14 protein-coding genes, 2 pseudogenes and 1 other annotated feature are annotated in these 17,724 nt (G+C 59.0%); of the genes and pseudogenes, 2 read left to right on the plus strand and 14 right to left on the minus strand.

Going from position 1 to position 17,724, the window contains the following annotated elements; translation table 11 throughout:
* Nucleotides 1–3: 3 nt before the first annotated feature.
* Nucleotides 4–1,341, plus strand: coding sequence for an amidohydrolase (locus ACSZPK_RS15575; protein WP_437882375.1), 1,338 nt, complete (start codon nucleotides 4–6; stop codon nucleotides 1,339–1,341).
* Between the two features lie 185 nt (nucleotides 1,342–1,526).
* Here the strand turns inward: ACSZPK_RS15575 and ACSZPK_RS15580 are convergent, their stop codons facing one another.
* From ACSZPK_RS15580 to ACSZPK_RS15645, 14 genes and pseudogenes are all read right to left on the minus strand, one after another.
* Nucleotides 1,527–2,816, minus strand: a complete 1,290-nt coding sequence (locus ACSZPK_RS15580) for a carbohydrate porin (protein ID WP_437882421.1) — start codon at nucleotides 2,814–2,816, stop codon at nucleotides 1,527–1,529.
* A 116-nt stretch (nucleotides 2,817–2,932) separates the two neighbouring features.
* Nucleotides 2,933–4,243 (minus strand): c-type cytochrome, encoded by a 1,311-nt coding sequence (locus tag ACSZPK_RS15585; RefSeq protein WP_437882376.1) that lies wholly within the window; start codon nucleotides 4,241–4,243, stop codon nucleotides 2,933–2,935.
* 10 nt (nucleotides 4,244–4,253) lie between these two features.
* Nucleotides 4,254–6,017 (minus strand): GMC family oxidoreductase, encoded by a 1,764-nt coding sequence (locus ACSZPK_RS15590; protein WP_437882377.1) that lies wholly within the window; start codon nucleotides 6,015–6,017, stop codon nucleotides 4,254–4,256.
* 19 nt (nucleotides 6,018–6,036) lie between these two features.
* Nucleotides 6,037–6,759, minus strand: a complete 723-nt coding sequence (locus ACSZPK_RS15595) for a gluconate 2-dehydrogenase subunit 3 family protein (RefSeq protein ID WP_437882378.1) — start codon at nucleotides 6,757–6,759, stop codon at nucleotides 6,037–6,039.
* A 243-nt stretch (nucleotides 6,760–7,002) separates the two neighbouring features.
* Entirely contained in the window at nucleotides 7,003–8,049 is a 1,047-nt protein-coding gene (locus tag ACSZPK_RS15600; RefSeq protein ID WP_437882379.1) for a LacI family DNA-binding transcriptional regulator, read from the minus strand.
* 244 nt (nucleotides 8,050–8,293) lie between these two features.
* Nucleotides 8,294–8,854: pseudogene (locus ACSZPK_RS15605) on the minus strand (IS3 family transposase); the annotation flags it as partial.
* A gap of 137 nt (nucleotides 8,855–8,991) precedes the next feature.
* Nucleotides 8,992–9,201 carry a hypothetical protein gene (locus ACSZPK_RS15610; RefSeq protein ID WP_437882380.1) on the minus strand — a complete coding sequence of 70 codons (210 nt, stop codon included), beginning with the start codon at nucleotides 9,199–9,201 and terminating at the stop codon, nucleotides 8,992–8,994.
* A 49-nt stretch (nucleotides 9,202–9,250) separates the two neighbouring features.
* Nucleotides 9,251–9,869 (minus strand): annotated as a pseudogene (locus ACSZPK_RS15615) (IS3 family transposase); the annotation flags it as partial.
* Nucleotides 9,460–9,591: a sequence feature (AL1L pseudoknot), on the minus strand. (Overlaps the previous pseudogene by 132 nt.)
* 301 nt (nucleotides 9,870–10,170) lie before the next feature.
* On the minus strand, nucleotides 10,171–11,331 hold the full coding sequence (locus tag ACSZPK_RS15620) for an MFS transporter (RefSeq protein ID WP_437882422.1): 1,161 nt from the start codon (nucleotides 11,329–11,331) through the stop codon (nucleotides 10,171–10,173).
* A 56-nt stretch (nucleotides 11,332–11,387) separates the two neighbouring features.
* Nucleotides 11,388–12,272, minus strand: coding sequence for an ABC transporter substrate-binding protein (locus ACSZPK_RS15625; protein ID WP_437882381.1), 885 nt, complete (start codon nucleotides 12,270–12,272; stop codon nucleotides 11,388–11,390).
* An 80-nt stretch (nucleotides 12,273–12,352) separates the two neighbouring features.
* Complete coding sequence (locus ACSZPK_RS15630) at nucleotides 12,353–12,982, minus strand: glutathione S-transferase family protein (protein ID WP_437882382.1); 630 nt, start codon at nucleotides 12,980–12,982, stop codon at nucleotides 12,353–12,355.
* On the minus strand, nucleotides 12,979–13,788 hold the full coding sequence (locus ACSZPK_RS15635) for a sulfurtransferase (RefSeq protein WP_437882383.1): 810 nt from the start codon (nucleotides 13,786–13,788) through the stop codon (nucleotides 12,979–12,981). Before ACSZPK_RS15635 ends, ACSZPK_RS15630 begins: the two co-directional genes overlap by 4 nt.
* A gap of 51 nt (nucleotides 13,789–13,839) precedes the next feature.
* Nucleotides 13,840–14,370: an OsmC family protein gene (locus ACSZPK_RS15640; protein ID WP_437882384.1), complete on the minus strand. Its 531-nt coding sequence runs from the start codon at nucleotides 14,368–14,370 to the stop codon at nucleotides 13,840–13,842.
* An 8-nt stretch (nucleotides 14,371–14,378) separates the two neighbouring features.
* The gene (locus ACSZPK_RS15645) at nucleotides 14,379–16,559 is read right to left on the minus strand and encodes a TonB-dependent receptor (protein WP_437882385.1); all 2,181 of its coding nucleotides are present in this window, start codon (nucleotides 16,557–16,559) and stop codon (nucleotides 14,379–14,381) included.
* Between the two features lie 120 nt (nucleotides 16,560–16,679).
* On the opposite strand from ACSZPK_RS15645, the gene ACSZPK_RS15650 reads away from it, so the two are divergent.
* On the plus strand, nucleotides 16,680–17,585 hold the full coding sequence (locus ACSZPK_RS15650; protein ID WP_437882386.1) for a LysR family transcriptional regulator: 906 nt from the start codon (nucleotides 16,680–16,682) through the stop codon (nucleotides 17,583–17,585).
* The last annotated feature ends 139 nt before the right edge of the window (nucleotides 17,586–17,724 follow it).

Below are 17,724 nucleotides of genomic sequence, written 5' to 3' on the forward strand. Positions count from 1 at the left end.
AGCATGCCGAAGCCATTGAAGAATCTCGCCCTCGCCATCAGTCTCGGCACCTGGGCCAGCCTGACCCAGGCCGCCGATGCGAACAGCTGGCGCGACCTCGAGCCATTGATCGCCAGGGCGCTGCCGAACGCCATCGCCCTGCGCCACGAAATCCATCGGCATCCGGAACTGAGCAATCGCGAATTCCACACCAGCGAACGCATCGCCAAGCGCCTGCGCGAACTGGGCCTGGAGGTCAGAACCGGCATCGCCCATACCGGCGTGATCGGCCTCCTCAAGGGCGGCAAGCCCGGCCCGGTGGTGGCGATCCGCGCCGAGCTGGATGCCCTGCCGCTGACCGAGGCCACCGGCCTGACCTATGCCTCGACGGTGCGCGCCGACCACGTCGGCAACGACTTCCGCCAGCAGGGCAAGCAGGTCGGCGTGATGCATGCCTGCGGCCACGACGCGCACATGGCTATGGCCCTCGGCGTGGCCGAGGTGCTGGCGGCGCACCGTGACGAGTTGCCCGGCACCCTGAAACTGATCTTCCAGCCGGCCGAAGAAGGTCCACCGCTGGGCGAGCGCGGCGGCGCCGCGTTGATGATCGAGGAAGGCGCGCTGGAGAACCCGAAGCCCGCGGTGATCTTCGGCCTCCATGTCACCGCCGGCAAGGCGGGAGCCTTTACCCTCAGCCGCAATCGCACCACCGCTGCGGCCGACACCTTCGTCGCCCGCATCAGGGGACGCCAGACCCACGCGGCGTTCCCCTGGACCGGCATCGACCCGGTGCCGGTCGCAGCCCAGGTGATCCTCGCCTGGCAGACCATCCCCAGCCGCCAGTCCAACCTCAGCGTACTGCCGGCGCCGGTGATTTCGGTCGGGCGCATCGAGGGCGGCGACCGGCACAACGTGATTCCTGCCGCGGTGCGCCTGGAAGGCTCGATACGTACGGTCAGTGACGAACAACGTGAAGACGTATTGGCACGCATGCGTCGCACCGCCGAAAAGATCGCTGAAGCATCGGGCGCCACTGCGCATGTCGAGTACCTGCCGGGCAACTATCGCGCCGGCTACAACGACAGCGCCCTGGTCGACCGCATCCTGCCAATCCTCGAACGTGCCAGCGGCGCCCCCCCAACGCTGGACAACGGCACCTACGGCGCCGATGACTTCGCCGAATACGCCCGCCAGGTCCCTGCAGTGTTCATGCGTATGGGTGTGGCGCCGCCAGCGCTGGCCGGCAAGGATGTGTGGCCGACCCACTCGCCAGGCTTCCAGGTCGACGACGCAGCACTTGTCACTGGTATCCAGGCACTGACGCGCATGACCCTCGATCAGATGGGTGTATCGGTAAAATAACCAGAGATGGTAGCGCCAATTAGAAAGCCAAAGAGTTCACACTTATTGCAAGAAAACCATTTCAGTGAGTTCGGCGTAGCATTTGCGATGGCAGCCCAGGTCAACTCATTAATTGGGCCGAGTCGACCTTCACACCTAGAGATACCATCAGGATCATCGAACTAAGCAAGATCATCCTAAGCGACTCAAAACGAAGAGAGTATCTTCAGACCGCCCACCCACGCATCGTCCACCTGATTCACGCCACCAGGATGTCTTACATACTGCAGGTTCGGCCGTACGGTCAGCCAGTTGGTCACATGCACGCCATAGTTCAACTCGGCGTTGTACTCGGTATCCTGAACCGGTAAGTAAGTCGGATCATCGTAGTCGTACACCGTATTGGCCTGGTTGATGGCTTCGCTGTTCTTGCGATAAGCCGGATTGATGTGCACCAGGGAAAAGGCGATACCGATGTCATCGTGAGGACGCTCATAGAACAAGCCCTTGTAGACCGCACCAGCAGAAACATAGTGATCGACCTTACTGGTCTTCTTGTCATGAGCAGTGGCCATCAGAAACAACGAGAGGCCGCGCGAGGCATCCCCACCCTGCTGCGTGACCTGCTGTAACGCGCCGATCCATACACCATGCTTGCTCGATGCGGAACGATAGGCTGCACCATTGAACGCAGCCGACTGGCCAGTGGCATCCTTGTATACGTCGCTGGCACTCGCGCTGCTGTAGTAATAACCGGCGCGGTACTCACCAGGCAGTTCATGTAAGTGCGGTGTCCACACCACTTCCACCGGAATCACTGCTCCGCGGGTACCACTGCCGCTGAGCTTGAAGCCATTGTCGTTCTCGGTGTTGGACGGATTCTGTTCGAAGGCCCCCATCTGCGCGTAGAGTTCCGGCACCAGTTGATATTTGATCCGTATTCCCCATTGGGTGACAGGCCAGTTGTACCAGATTCCTCCCCAGTTGCCGGCCTGAGAGCCGCAGAAGGTGAGGTTTTGAAAATCGCAGGCGAAGCTATTGAAGTCCTCTCCAATTCCAAAGCGCCCAGCCTTGACGTCCAACTGCTGATCGAAGAATTTTTGTCGGTACCACAGCTGGGTCATTCGCCAGTGTGATCCGCGGCCCCAGACCTCCTGAGAAGAACTGAGGGTGCCAACGCGAGGATCGCCAACACGGTCACCAGAGATGTTGTCGCCATTGCGGTTGTTGATCGCGAATTGGAACTCAGCCTCATGCCAGCCGAACAATCTCTGCAGATCAAAATGAGCGCCAATTGTGTATTGATCACTGTAACGTGCAGTACGGTCACTGTTGTAACCTCCCCCCAAGTTGCTGCCGATTTCTCCCACATAGTCGAAGTTAAAATCGATGCCCTCTTCAGCCAATTCGCTGCGCATACCGTTCCAATCACCGAGCATCCAATGAGAGTCGCTGGCGAAAGCATTGGCGGCACTGGCCTGGGTACTGCCGAGCATAGCCGTCAGCAACAGGCACGGCGTGAACGGAAGATGACGTATAGAAGACATAAACATGCGTTGATCTCTACATGAAGAAAAACGGCTGCTGGAAATCCGGCAGCCGCAAGCTGGGCTTACTTGACGCTGGCACGCATCTGTGGGGGCAGTTCCAGTTGCTTACGCATACTGGATACTTCCTCGACCGTTACCGCGCGACCGGCATTGCCCCAACTGTTTCGTATGAAAGTGAGAATGTCGGCGATCTGCGCATCATCGAGCTTCCAGTCAAACGCAGGCATACCGGCCCCAGTGACATAGGTATGGGTGTATACGGCTCGAGAGCCACCGAGGACCACACTGGTTAGAGTGTCGGTGTTGTCCGCCAGGAGCGCCTTGTTGCCGGCGAAGCCGGTGATCATGTGGCTGACGCCTTCACCCTGAGTACCGTGGCAAGCAGAGCAATGCACTTCATAGCTCTCAGCACCACGACGCATACGTGTGTCATCTGCCGCCAACACGGTCGGCGCCTGCTGTGGCTTACCAGTTAGCGACTTCAGGTAAACCGCCATGGCCGTTAAATCTGCATCCGTCAGGTGCTGGGTTGAATTCTCAATCGCCTCAGCCATCGGGCCACTGGCCACCGCTACGCCGTCGGAGCCGGTTTTGAGGTAGTCGACGATATGCTCGACGCTGCTATCGCCAAGACCGTGATGGGCATCGTTGGTGATGTTCGGCGCGAACCAAGTGCCGACCAAACCGCCTTGCAGCTCCTGGCCCGCCACCGGACCGCCAAGGAGATTGCGCGGGGTATGGCAAGCACCACAGTGGCCGGCGCCCTCGACCAGATAACGGCCACGGTTCCACACCGCATCTTGGCTTTGCTCGGCAACAAAGGCTCGGTTATCGAAGAACAACCAGTTCCAGCCCGCCATGGCTAGGCGTTGATTGAAGGGAAAGTGCAAGCCAGCCAACTCATCAACCTCATGCGTCTTCGGCACAAGGGTACTGAAGAAAGCCCACAACGCCTTCAAATCATCATCATCCATGCGCGTGTAATCGGTATAGGGCATAGCCGGGTAGAGAAAGCCCTTGCGTCCCTGACCGTGGCGCACGGCGTTGAAGAAATCACGCTGTGTGTACTGGCCGATACCTGTCTCGCGGTCCGGTGTGATGTTGGAGGAAACAATCACGCCAAACGGCGTGGCAATGCCATAGCCACCTGCAAAGTCGCCGCTTTTGGCTGTATGGCAGGCCGCGCAATCCGCCGCGCGCATGACGTATTCGCCACGCGCAATGAGGACGCTGTCCGTGGATTTGAAATCGGCCAGACGTACTTGGTCGTTAGCAACATCGGAGCGCTGCGTGGAATTAGCATGGATTACCAGGCCAAGCACCACCGCAGCGCTGGCAGCAACGGTCAGCAGGAATATCTTCTTCTTGGTCATCGGACTTACCTCACACCAACGAACCAGGGTTGTGCTGGTACTTCTCGTGGATTGCACGGGCTGTGCGAATGGCCAACGCACCGACAGTGCCGGTCGGGTTGTAGCCAGCGTTGGTCGGAAACGCCGAGGCCCCGACGACGAATACGTTGTGCGCATCCCAGCTCTGCAAGTAGGTGTTCACTGCACTGGTGCGTGGATCCTCCCCCATGACCATGCCGCCTTGGGTGTGATTGGAGTATTCGTCGTACGGGTTCCAAGCCTTGGCCGCCGAGTTGAACGTGTGGATGTGCTTGGCGCCCATCCGCTTACCGATTTCCACTGCACGTTGCTCGATGAACTTGGCCATGCGTCGGTCGTTTTCGTGCCAGTCGAAAGTCATGCGCAGCAGCGGCGTTCCCCACCGATCCTTGTAGTTCGGGTCCAGCGACAGGTAGGCATCTCGGCTTGGCATCGAGGTACCCTGGCCGAAGATGATTCCGTAGTTCTGATAGTTCTTCTGGTAAACGCTCTTGTAACCCTTGCCCCAGCGCGGACTGCCTGGAGGAAGTAGGCCGGCATGGCCGATTGGCAGGCCTTCGCGGGACACAGTCAGCAAACCTGCTCCGCCGATGAAGTCCAGTTTCGAGTGGTCGAAGTTGTCGCCGTTGTAGTCATCAACCTGAATGCCCAAGCCCCCCGCACCGATGAAGGGATTGAGGGTCTCGTCTTCGAACCACACATGAGCACCGGAACAGGTCTGGTAGTTGTAGGCTCGTCCCAGGGTACCGGTCTGGGTAACCGGGTCGTATTGCTGACCGATCTCACTGATCATCATCAGCCGCGCATTGTCATAAGTGAACGAGGCCAAAGCGACGATATCCGCCGGCTGGAAAACCTGCTGCCCCTTCTCGTCGAAGAAGCTCACACCGGTAGCCGTTTTGCCGTCGTCAGCTTTATGGATCTTGGTCACATAACCTTGTGTGATCAGGGTGAAATTCTTGCGCCGCATCAGCGCAGGAATCACGCAGGCCTGGGGCGAGGACTTTGAGAAGTTGCCGCAGCCATGGAACATGCAGTAACCGCAGTAAGTACACGGCGCCATGCTCACCCCCAACGGGTTAACGTAGGCAGCACCGACATGGGCGACAGGAATGTAGAACGGGTTGAGCCCCATCTTCGCAGTGGTCTCACGATAGATTTCCATCATGCGCAGGTCTTTCAGCGCCGGAGTCGGATACTCGCGGCTGCGCGGCCCCTCGAACGGGTTGCCGCCCAGGCGCTTCTCACCGTTCAGGTTACCGGCGACTCCCGAGATACCTGCGATACGCTCGAATCGGTCGTAAAACGGCTCCAGCTCCTGATAGGTGATACCCCAATCCTGAACGTGATCCAGGCCTTTGAGCTTGTCCTTGCCATAGCGCTCAATGGTTGCCGAGCGCACCTTGAAGTCCCATTCGGTGAAACGCCAAGCCATACCCGCCCAATGGAAACCCGCACCGCCTACCGACTTGCCCATCTGGAAGGCTTTTAGCTCGCGGGTCGGCACGGCGCTCTGGCCACTGCGGTTGCGAAAGGTCAGGGTGTAGTCACTCGGCTGCAACAGCAACTCGCGGCGTACGGTCCAGCGCAACTCGTCCGGGTCGACGGCCGGTGGTGTATCGGTGGAGGTGTCGAGCCACGGACCGCGGTCAATAGCAACCACTTCCAGGCCGGCGCGGGTCAACTCTTCGGCCATCAGAGAGCCAGCCCATCCCAGGCCGACGATGACGACGTCAGCTTTCTTGCGTTGATTCATGGTGCTTCTCCGGGAGGACTCAGCTAACGGGGATCAGGCTGATAGGTTCGAGACCGAGGTTCTGGCCATTGCGATGGATGTAGGGGCGGTAGTCGTAGCGAGCACCGGGAAAGCCAACCAGCTTCCAGCCGACCATGTCGCGGTTACCGCCATACAGCGGATCGGCGAAATAGCCTTCGCGCACGTTCTGCAACAGCATTTCGAAGAAACGCGAGCCACTGCCCTTGCCCTCCCACTCCAGACGCCCAACTTCCAGGTCGTTCAGAAGCCGGTCCATCTGCTCACCATCGAGATCGGCGAAGGATGCGCCATGGCGCTGCTTCGCCTGCTCTTCGACGAAGGCTAATCCGGCGAGGTAATAGTCACGGCGATTACGTAGGTCGATGGCCAGAGCCATCAATTCGGATTCGTCGTCCTGCAGTGGCTGCTCTAGATAAACGTCCTTGGAGTCGCCATAGGGCCCAGCCATCTGCGACTCAATAAAGTCCATACAGCCAGCTTCAGTGGCCGAGGGGCCGAGTTCGTCATGAGGAATCAGACGGTCGTAGATTGCGCTGAGCGTAGCGCGTGTAGTACCGGTGAAGACCTTATCTTGGCCCCCAGCCATAACCGGCACGGGCAACATCTCCGGGTTGAGTCCGGTTTCATGGGGAACAGCCTTCAGCTCGGTGGCGCTGACCTTGGTCAGGCCAGCAGCGGCCACTAGCGCGCCAAGAGAACGCAGTGCATCTCTTCGTCTCATCGATACTCTCCTCTTTGGCGACCGTCGCCGGCCGCCCTGCAATATCAGGGGCGTGCCGTCGACTTGTGGAGCAGGATCACAGGACGCTGTTTTGCGGACGCACTTGGCCACGACGCGGCGAAAATACGCATCGGCGATATAGAAAAGGAGCGAACAAGCAACAACGAAGTGTTATAGAAATATTCTGAAATACCTACCAGTCACGGCGGGCGCCAGTCTAGGATGCGACATTGCGCCACGCCATCAAAGTTTTGACGCGTTTACGTCAAAACTTTCTACAGGTAGGTTTTCTTCAATAACTATGCGCAGTTGTGGACCGGCCTTCGCTGGAGCCTCCACATCACCGTTGGCATAGAGCAAATGCTGAATAGCCGCTTCGGCCTGGCCTTCAGGATCTTGATCAAGCACAAGAGACAGAAGACCCTCACGCAGAAAACCGGCGTGTTGCTCAGTCGCCTCATGACTGATCCATACAGGCCGAGCGCCAGTATCCAGCAAGGCTTTGCGGAAGCCTGCCGACCCACTACCGGTGCTATACAGCCCAACTAACTCAACTTGCCCATGCAGCGCTTCATGTACCGCAAGGCTGTTCAAACCGACATCATCGAAGCATTCGACCGGACCAATGATTTCCAAATTTGGCGCTTGTCGCTGCATCACCTCCTGAAAACCCTGGACTCTCTGTCGATGCGCCTCATAGAGCAGCGAATTGGTGACCAGCAGCACCCGCCCCGGTGCATGCAACCATTGGCTCATCAAACGCCCTGCCGTACGCCCGGCCATCAGGTTGTCAATACCGGCGTAGGTCGCCCCCTGCAGACCTGACAGGCTGCTGGTAACCAGTACCACCGGAACTCCCTGCTCAATCTGACGCTGCAAAGCCAGGCGAATCTGCGGCGTATCATGGGTGACCACGATCAAGCCCTGACGGCGCGTCATGGGCTCATTGATGAATGACAGCAGTTGCTGGGGATCACGCTCTTGCCAAGTATGCCGTTGCAGCACTATGCGCTCGCGTAGAATGCTGGCCTGGTGAGTAAAAGCCTGGGCCAGACGAATAAAATGGTCAGTCGAACTCTCCACCATCAACAAGTCGAAACGAAGCAGTCCGTGCACCGGTGATGGAAGAAGGCGCCTGAGTCCTAATTGCCGAGCTGCTTCCAATACCTTCCGACGCTTGCTATCAGACACGCTACCGCGCTCGTTGAGGACGCGATCAACGGTGCTCAGGCTTACACCTGATAGAGCAGCTACTTCGATAAGACCCGCTCTCTGCTTTTCATAACTCAATACCGTACTTCCCAACTCGATAAAAAGATAAACGCTCTATTGCTTTAGCCGTCTGGACTGCCCCACTTTCAAGGCAACGTTGTTCTGTCGTATACCCCATTTTCTGAGTAACCGACGCCCCCATATTCAGTAGCAGTTGGCTTTAGAGTCCGGAGTCAATGTAACGGTTTTTGAGGCCAGTTGCTCGGCATAGGCGGGGGTTAATACACCAAGCACTTTCCTTCGTTCGCTCTTCGTTGTACTCCCGTCGCCAGGACTCAATGATGCGCGTCAAAGAGTACCCGCCAATGGCGCGCTCCAGTGCGACGGCGACAGCTTCATGAGTCGCATCATCGACCACGGTCAGGCTCTCGATGAGACGCCCCTCGGCCGTGCGATCAAACACAACGTCCATCGACCAGACCTGATTGGCGGCCTGGGAACGCCCCAGCGAGGGATCTTCTTGCGCTTACACCTTTTCACCTGCAAGCAGGCTTCGGCATACAGGCGTTCAGCCTACTTATTGTTGACCCTCTCACTACCCTGTCGCAACTTCAGATAGATCATCGCTGCACCATAGCGGCGATGCCGATGAGCCAAGGCCACTATGTGCTCTCGCAGCCCCGGGTTGCGATCCGGCCTTGGCCGATAGCGCAGAGCACTGGCATTCATGCAGATCACCTGAAGCGCCGGCGCTCACTCAAGCAACGTGCTGTCATGTGGCGCACCAACTCTCGGCGGGATGGGGCACTCACCACTTTTTGCGCAATGCCTCGCGGGTGAGTTCGATTTTCAGCATCGATTCGGCAATAATTTTCTTCAGTCGGGCGAGCAAAAACGCCTGACGAAGACCGTACAGGCGCACAAGTAAAGCAAGGGACACAAGAAGACGCGTTAAAAGCCATCCTTAATGAAAAGGAACACTCAAACCATTGAGGAAAATCTGACCTCGTAGCTTATAAATCAAGAAGCCAGCTTCTTGATCACAAGAAAAACACCAATGAAGCCACTGGCCAGCCCGCTAAAAAAACCACTCATGCCGTTGCCAATGGAGTTATCAATCGGATTGATCGGGAACGGAGCAAGGTAATATGCAACCAGGAAGGCCACGACTGCAGAGACAACTCCACCAATAAGACCAGCCATAACAGACTCTTTCAGGGCAATATTCATAGCAGTTCCTCTGTTTTTTATTTTCGCATGGAACTGGCGCTGCACACGATCCAGCTCGACGCATCAACCGCTCCACCGTGCATCTGGCAGTTTCGATGCCTTCTCGCCGGAGCTGCTTCCAGACCTTCATGCTCCATAACACTGCATGTTGGCGTCCCACACGCGCTGGATCTCCAAGCTCAATGCCTCATCGCGTCGAGCACGGCAGCAGCGCAGTTCCGGGTTACGCTGCTGCGCCGCGTGCCTGCGGTAATCGGACGGGGCGATCTGCAACACACGACAGATCGACTCGACCCCGAGACGGTCGCGATGCTGGTCAACAAATGCCCTCAGGACTTGCTGCGGAGCAGGAAGGCCCACCCGTCGGGCTCCGCCTGAGCAAAATACGCACTGGCCAGACGCAGAATCTCATTGGCTTTGCGCAATTCGCGGTTCTCCCGTTCCAACGCCTTGATACGCTCACGCTCTTCGGTGGTCGGCCCGGGGCGCTGGCCTGCGTCGCTCTGCTGGCGACGAATCCAGCCATGCAGGGTTTGCGCTGCACAGCCAATCTTCGGTGCAATGGCCTCAATAGCAGCCCACTCGGAAGGGGAGTCGTTCAGGTGCTCCAGAACCATGCGCACGGCACGTTCACGGACTTCAGGGGAGTAGGTCGTAGTCTTTCTCATGGCCTCATCTTCTCAAGAGTTGAGGCCTCCACGAAACCCAGGGTGATTCACGCTGCCCAGTGATATCAGTGTAGTGGGGGATTAATTGACCACTACAAACCATGATGATCAACCTCTTTCGCCCGTTGGGCGCCTTCAGTTAATTCAGTTACACCACATCCAGGGATATATCCACCTCGCGCCTATTATCAGTTTAAATATCTCAACACCATCATCGGAGTCCGCACCTATTTCGGTCCTTTGCGATAGGTAAAAGGGCATCGATTACATATAAGCTGCTGAGATGAGGTCATCCTCAGATTTATCTTAAAAGCTCTTCATATAGGGACCAACATAAGAAAATAGCCGATCCCATAGCTAGGCATCCAATGCACAGGAAAAACGCCACGTGCCCGAAGCAGGAAAAGACCACCCCGCTCAGTAATGGCCCGATGACGTTGCCGAGATAGGAAAACGACTGGTTGAAGCCCAGGATCGCGCCCAGGTTATCGCGGCGGGCGCGACGTACCAGCAAGGTCTGGATACAGGGCATCAGCCCGCATTCAGCGACGCCGAGCAGCAAGCGCAAGCCGCCCAGTTGCATGGGGGTGCTCGCGTAGCCAGTAGCAGCGAAGACCAGTGCGCAACCGCCCATAGAAAACACCAGCACCGGCACCGGCCCCATGCGATCCGCCAGGGCGCCCATCCACGGCGCGCAGAGCAATGCCGACAGCCCTGGCGCAGCGTAGATCAGCCCGCCGAGGAACGCGCTGTAGGCGTTTTCGCCGGTAAAGCTCTGCACCAGCGGAATCAGCACCGGCAAGGTGGAACCATTGAGAAACTGCGCGACCAGGCTGGCGTACAGTAAGGCCGGCACGCCCTTGATCAGCAGATGCGGCCCGAACAGCCCAGGCCGCTTCGCCGAGGGAGTCGATGGCAGCATGGGCGCCTCGCGCACGGCGACGAAGGTGATGGCGAAACTCACCAGCATCACCGCTGCCGTGACCAGGAATACCGCCTGCAGCCCAAGCAGATCGATCATCAGCCCACCGCTCAACGGCCCCAGGATCACTCCCATGGTCGAAGCCGTGGCCAACAAACCAAGCGTCCGTGCGGTCTTGTCCACGGGCGCCTGACGCGACATCAACGCCGCAGCGTTAGGCCCGAACCCTGAGGTGATGCCCATGGCGATGCGCAGTATCAGCAGTTCCCAGACATCACGGACGAAAGCCTGGAGAAACACCACCACAGCCATGCCGAGCGATGCGCGCAACAGCATCAGCTTGCGCCCGCGCCGATCCGCCACACGCCCCCACAAGGGCGCGCAGATGGCCGAAACCAGGAAGGTGATGCCGAATACCAGCCCCGACCAGATCTGGATGTCCGACTCACCGTCGACACCCAGCACCTTGACGTAAGTAGGAAGAAAGGGGGTGATCTGGCTCAGTGACAAACCAGCGAAAAAGCACGCCAGCCATAGCACCCGCAAATTGCGTTTCCACCCCAGCGTTGGTTCATGCGTGTGTTCAGGAACGCCCATCAACGTGCAGGCAGTCCCTGATCGAACTGATGATTCAGGTAGTCCTCGACGCGAACGGATTTTCCTATCACGCCCAATACCTGCCAGGTGCCCAGCTCATGCTGCAATGCCTTGCGCACACGCTCGTCGAGCTGCACGTACTCGGCGGCACCGCGCTCGGTCGCCAGCAGGGCCGACGCTTCATCGATGCGGGCACGACTCGCCACCTGGGCGGCATAGGTCTGCGGATGCGCGTTGACGAACAGGCGCGCCTTGTACACCCGCTGCAGGAAATCCTCGATCGCCGCGTGTTTGCCGGGGTCGGCCAGGGCCTTGTCGGTCGCCAGTTGCAGGCCATAGGACGGTTCGATATTGGCGATCCAGTCGATCACCCGGAAGTGGTACTTGTTCTGCAGGTAGGCGGTCTGCGGATCCCACAGTACCCAGGCATCGACACTGCCGTTGAGCAGCGCCGGCAGGGCGACGTCCAGGCCAACGTACTTGAGCTCAACGTCCTTCAGTTCCAGGCCGTTGCGCGTCAGGTCCAGGTACAGCGCGTACAGTTCGCGCGAACCCTTGACGATGGCGATGCGCTTGCCGCGCAGGTCGGCAACGCGGTGGATGGCGCTGTCATCAGGCACGACGATGGCGCTGCCGCCCTGGCCCAGCAACTTGGCGGCAGCGACCACACGGATCGGATTGTCCTGGACCATCGACAGCAACGCCCCGGTAGTGCCACCTGGGCCGCCCAGGTCGATGCTGCCACCGCGCATGGCATCGGTCAGTTCAGGGGTGGACGTGAACGGGTGCCAGACGATCTCGTAGGGCATGTCCTTGTCCAGCCCGGCGGCGGCCAGCAGTTCGCGGTTGGTCAATTTGCTCGGCGCGCCGATGTGCAGGGTCACGACCTCGGACGTCTGTTCGCAAGCCGTGAGAAAAAAAACAGCGGCCAGCCAAAAGGCCAGCCGCCAGGGTTTTGCAGTGATCATTTGATGGCAGGCCTTGTGGCGATGAACAGGTCGTCGGCGGCTTTGCGTTGCAGCGCCTGGTGCAACGATGGCCAGCGGGCCAGGTCGATGCCGATCAACGGTCCGCGCAGCAGCACGAAGTCCAGGGCGACGGACAGGCCGATACCGGCGACGGTCTGCTCCAGCAGAATGGCTTGGAACGACGTCTCCCTGGCCAGGGCATCCAGCGCATGGACGAGCTTGTGTTGCTGGGCGTCGATGAAGTCCGACCACGACAGGCCTGCCGGACGGCTGCGCTCGCGCAAAATAAGGATGCTGCTCTGAATGATCGCATCGGCCAGCGACGCCAGCGTGCGCAGTTTCCAGGGATCGGCCAGGGCCGAGCTCAGCAGGCGCCGTTCACCATAGCGCTCGTTCAGGTACTCGACGATCACGCTGCTGTCGTGCAGCCAGGTGCCGTCCTCGGTGGACAGCACGGGAATCTGGCCGATCGGATTGGCCGAAGTGACCGTTTCGTTGAAGACCACTTGGCCGATTTTTTCATCTTGCTCGATGACCAGCCCCTGCAGCCCCAGATAACCGATGGCCAGACGCACCTTGCGTGCATAGGGTGAGTTGCGGTTGGAAATCAGTCGATGTGTGCTCATGCCGATGCTCCTGTTTCGACGGGCGTGGACGAAGCATTGCCCCATTGCGACCAGGAACCGGAATAGCCGCGGACATGCTCGTAACCCAGCACCTTCAGCGCCAGGTAGCCCCGTGCCGCACGGTGGAAACCGTGACAGTAGAGGATGATTTCGTTCTGCCGGTCGATAGCGTAGGCGTCCAGACGCTCGACCACCGCCGGGTTGATACGCCCCTGTTCGTCGACGAATGCAGACCAATCGATATGCACGGCGCCGGGAATGTGCCCGCCACGTGCAGCCTTTAGATTGTCGCCGGTGTACTCGCTGTGCGGGCGCAGGTCGAGCAGGCGGATGTTGGGGTCGTCCAGCCGGGACAGCAGGTAGTCGATGTCCACGCGATCGGTAGCCTGCTCGAGTGCCACCGAGGTGCGCGCCGGGGCGGCGATCGTCGCGTCGGTCGGCAGCCCGGACTCGCGCCAGGCATCCCAGCCACCGTCGATGAAGTGGTATCGACTATGACCGAGCACGTCGAGCGTCCAGATGAAGCGCCCGACCCAACCGCTGCCATCCTCGTCATAGAACAGGTAGGTGCGCTGCTCATCATGCCCCAGGCTGGAGAGCAACTCGGCGAGGGCGGCTGCCGAGGGCAACAGGCCAATGCTCGATTCGTCCTGGCGCAGCAACGCTCGAAAATCGACATGCACCGCACCGGGTACGTGCAGCGCCTGGTAGCGCGATAGTACGCCCAGGTCGACCACCACCACATCAGCGTGCGCCTGGATCAGTTGCCAGGCGTGGGCCGGATTCAGGGCCAGCGGATAAGACATAGATTCTCCTTCGAACGGCCGCCCGCCAGGGCGGCCAATGCACATGGCGGGTTACCCGCGGCTCCACTCGCCAGCCACTTCACCGGCCTTGCCGAGCAACTGGATGATCGGGCAACGGTCGAGCACGCCACCGAACAGGGCTTGCAGTTGCTCATCCGAGGCGGACGACACCAGGCGCAGGTGAAACGCGATCTGCTGCGGGTAGTTCGGTGTGTCGGCGAACGGCGTGCCGGCTTCTCGCGCCAGCGGATACTGCGCGGCGGTGACGTCGACATTGACGTCCTCCAGGCTGATGTCGCGCTTGGCCGCCTGGATCAACGCGGTGTGCACCACACAGGCCGCGAGTGCCCCAAGTTGCAGTTCGATGGCGGACGGCGCCAGGCCGTGGCCACCGGCCTCCTCCGGGCTGTCGCTGAGCAGCACGTGCTTGCCGAGCTGTACGGTACGCACGCCGCTGGCGCCTGCGACACCGCCACGAACGCTCAGTCGCGAGGGCTGATCCGAGACGTGCGCCAGGCGTTGTTGTTGCCGGGCCGCGAGGGCTGCTTTCTTGGTTTTCAGGTATGCGTCGAGCTTTGCCATCTGATTCCTCACCATTTTTTCTCGAGGGTTACACCAAATTCGCGAGGCGCTCCGTAGGCGAAGGTGTATTCACCGTTGCTCGGAGTCACGCGGTGTTCGTAGTACTTCTTGTCGAAGATGTTGTCGCCGTAGAGCGACACCACGACGTCTTTTCCAGGGCTGTAGAGCGCCAGTTTTCCGCCCAGAACGCTGAACCCGCCCTGGCGATACATGTGCGTGGTCTGGTTGGTGCCGAACATGTAGAAGCTGCCGCTGTACTTCAGGTTGAGGCTACCTTCCAGGGTGAATCCGTTGTCCAGGTACAAACGCTTGGTCGCCGTCAGTGTCGCCGTGCGTTTGGGGGCACGGGGGAAGTCGTTGCCGGTATTGTCGGCGGTATCGGTCACGAACGATGCATAACGGGTGCTGAGCAGGGCCAGGCCGGCGTACAAGTCCAGGCTGCGATCAGGCGACCACTTGAGCTCGACCTCAGCACCGTGGGCCTTGCCCTTGGCGCCGTTGGTCAGGTTACCCACGGTGCCGGTGGTGGTCGCCTTGGTGACGCTGACTTGGATGTCCTCGTAGTCGTAATAGAAGGCGGAGGCGTTGAGCAGCAGCGTGTTGTCGAACCAGTGGCTCTTGAACCCGACCTCGTAGCTGTCCAGGTATTCCGGCTTGACCAGGCCGGTTTCGGCCTGCTGGGTGATGCTGGTGTTGTAGGCCCCCTCGCGGAAGCCCTTGGCGTATTTGAGATAACCGGTGAGGTTCTCGCTGAAATCGTATTCCGGGCGGATGTCCCAGGTGGTGATGTTCCAGCGTACCTTGTCATCCTGATCGACGTTCTGCGTCAGGCGATTGAGCGAGCTCTTTTTCCACCACTCGCCGAGGTTGTTGTACAGCGGCGTGCCCGAGGCCTGCACACGACTCAGTTCGATGGCCTTGTCGATATGGCTCTGGCGCACGTTGAGGTCGACCCGTGCACGGTCGTTGAAGCGGTAATGCACACCCCCGAACAGCGCAGCCTGCTCGGTATCCTGCACATACTCGACGTTGTTATAGGACGCGGCGACTGCACCACCGGGCAGCGCGCCACGTGCACGCCAGTTGTCGACGTTCTGATGATAGAGAAAGAGCCCGGCCTGCCAGTCCCACGCACCGTCGTACTCGGACTTGATGCGAAACTCCTGGGAGTACTGGTTGTAATGGGTGCCGGTGCGGGTACGGCCCACCTCCACCGGGGTGTAGTCGGAGTCGGTCTGGTCCTTGTATTCGATGTGCTGGGCGGCGGTGATCGACTCGAAACGATACTGGTCGAAGTCACGACCGTATTTGATCGAGGCCCCGAACTGCCTCAGGTCGCTCCAGGTCGGCGTATTGAGCGACAGGAGATGCTGACTCTCGTTGGTGATGTAACCGAAGCTGGTTCGGCCAGCTGTTGTCCCCCGCGGGAAGCGGATATTGCCATCGTCGCCATAGTCCCGGTAGTTCAAGCCGATCAACAGATCGGAAACGTCATCGGGCTTGACCAGAAACTGGATGCGCGCGGCATCGTCGCGCAGCGGGTTGAAGTTGGAGCCGCTCTTGTTTTCGTAGAAACTGTCGCGCGATTCGCTGTGCAGCGAAACACGGGCCGCCACCTTCTGATCGACGATGTTGATGTCCTGGCCCAGCTCATACAGGCGCGCGCTGTAGTTGCCAATGCCGACTTTGCCGTAGCCCTGGTTATCGAAACCCGGCGCCTTGCTGGAGAAACGAATGGCCCCGGCTGTCGCGTTGGTGCCGAACGTAGTGCCCTGCGGTCCCTTGAGAATCTCGGCACTCTGCATGTCGAACAGCGGAAAACCCGTGCCGAGCAACGCGCCCTGGTACACGTCGTCCAGGTAGATGGTGGTTGGCTGCACGGTGTTGGCATTGTTGTCGCCGGTTCCGATGCCGCGGATAAACCACATCGGTCGCAGATGACCGTCATAGGTGGCAGCGCTGACGTTGGTGGTGCTCTTGGTAACGTCAGAGGCAATACCGAGGTTGCTGTTTTCCAACTGTTTCTTGTCGATGTCCTGCTTGTCTTTTTCCAGCTTGCCCTGCACCACGACAGTGCTCAGTTTGGCGCCATCGTCGGACACGGGTTGCGGCTGCTCGGCTGCCTCGATGGGAAGACAGAAGGCCAGCGGCACGACAGATAGCGGCAGCCTCCGAATGAGTTTTTTCAACGGCGTGATCCTTCTATGATTATTCCAGAAAGTTTTAATAAATCCTGAAACAATAATATTTTGTTCGGACACCGTTTTCAGTATCCTGCCGCTTAAAGCACGTTTAAGAGACGCTTAACCATGAAGGATTTTTCTGCCCTGCTGACTTTCAGGGCCGTTGCAGATCTGGCTTCCATGAGCCGTGCCGCACAGATCCTGGGCGTCTCGGTCTCCGCCATCAGCCAGAAGATTTCCTTGCTGGAAAAACAGCTGGGCGCCGTCTTGCTCAACCGCTCACGCCAGGGTATCTCGTTGACCGAAGCCGGGCGCATCTACTACGAGGCCTGCGAGCAAGCGCTGTCGGTGCTGGCTGAATCCGAAGCGAGGATTTCCCATTTCAAGGAAACCATCTCCGGCAGACTGAAGATCGCCGCATCGATCGGCACCTCCATCTTTCATGTTAGTAAGTCCATGGAAAGCGCGATCATCAACAACCCGGACCTGCACCTGGAGATATTTTCCAAGGATGGCTTCATCGACCTGAAAAGAAATCAGGTCGACTTCGCCATACGCTTTGGGCCGCAGCAGGACTCCAACCTGATCAGTCGTAAGATCGCCACCTGGCGCAGGCTGTTGTGCGCATCGCCGCTTTATCTAAGCCGGCATGCAGCACCGAAAACTCCTGGAGATCTCAGGGAACACGACATCATCGTAAACACCGCCGTCGACCCACGCTATCTGATGGTTAGCTCAGACTCTCACGAGGGCACTGAGCAGTTGCAACTGCTGCCGAAGCATTTGACCAACAGCAGTTCGTCACTGCGGGAAATGGCATTGCTCGGGTTCGGTGTCGGACGGTTCCTGCTGCCCGAAGTCATCGACGATATCCGCGGCGGTACGCTGGTGCCGGTATTGCCTCAATGCTCGGTCGACGAAATCGATGTGTACATCCTGACCACCGGCAAGACCGTGCCGCACAAGGTGAAGATCGCCATCGACCACTGCAAGGCATACTTCGAGTCCGTCGCCCGCACCTCGCTGCCCTGAGTGCCATCACATTTGCCAACGTGCCAACTTTCGGCCCTGGCGCTGGCCAGATTATTTCAAGGCCAGAAAATAACTTGGTAACGCCAGTTTCGTTCTGCGCTATGAAGAGCGGTGGAACCGGGTCGACCCGTTCGGTGTA

The organism is Pseudomonas sp. LRF_L74, from assembly GCF_965644255.1.
GTDB lineage: Bacteria > Pseudomonadota > Gammaproteobacteria > Pseudomonadales > Pseudomonadaceae > Aquipseudomonas.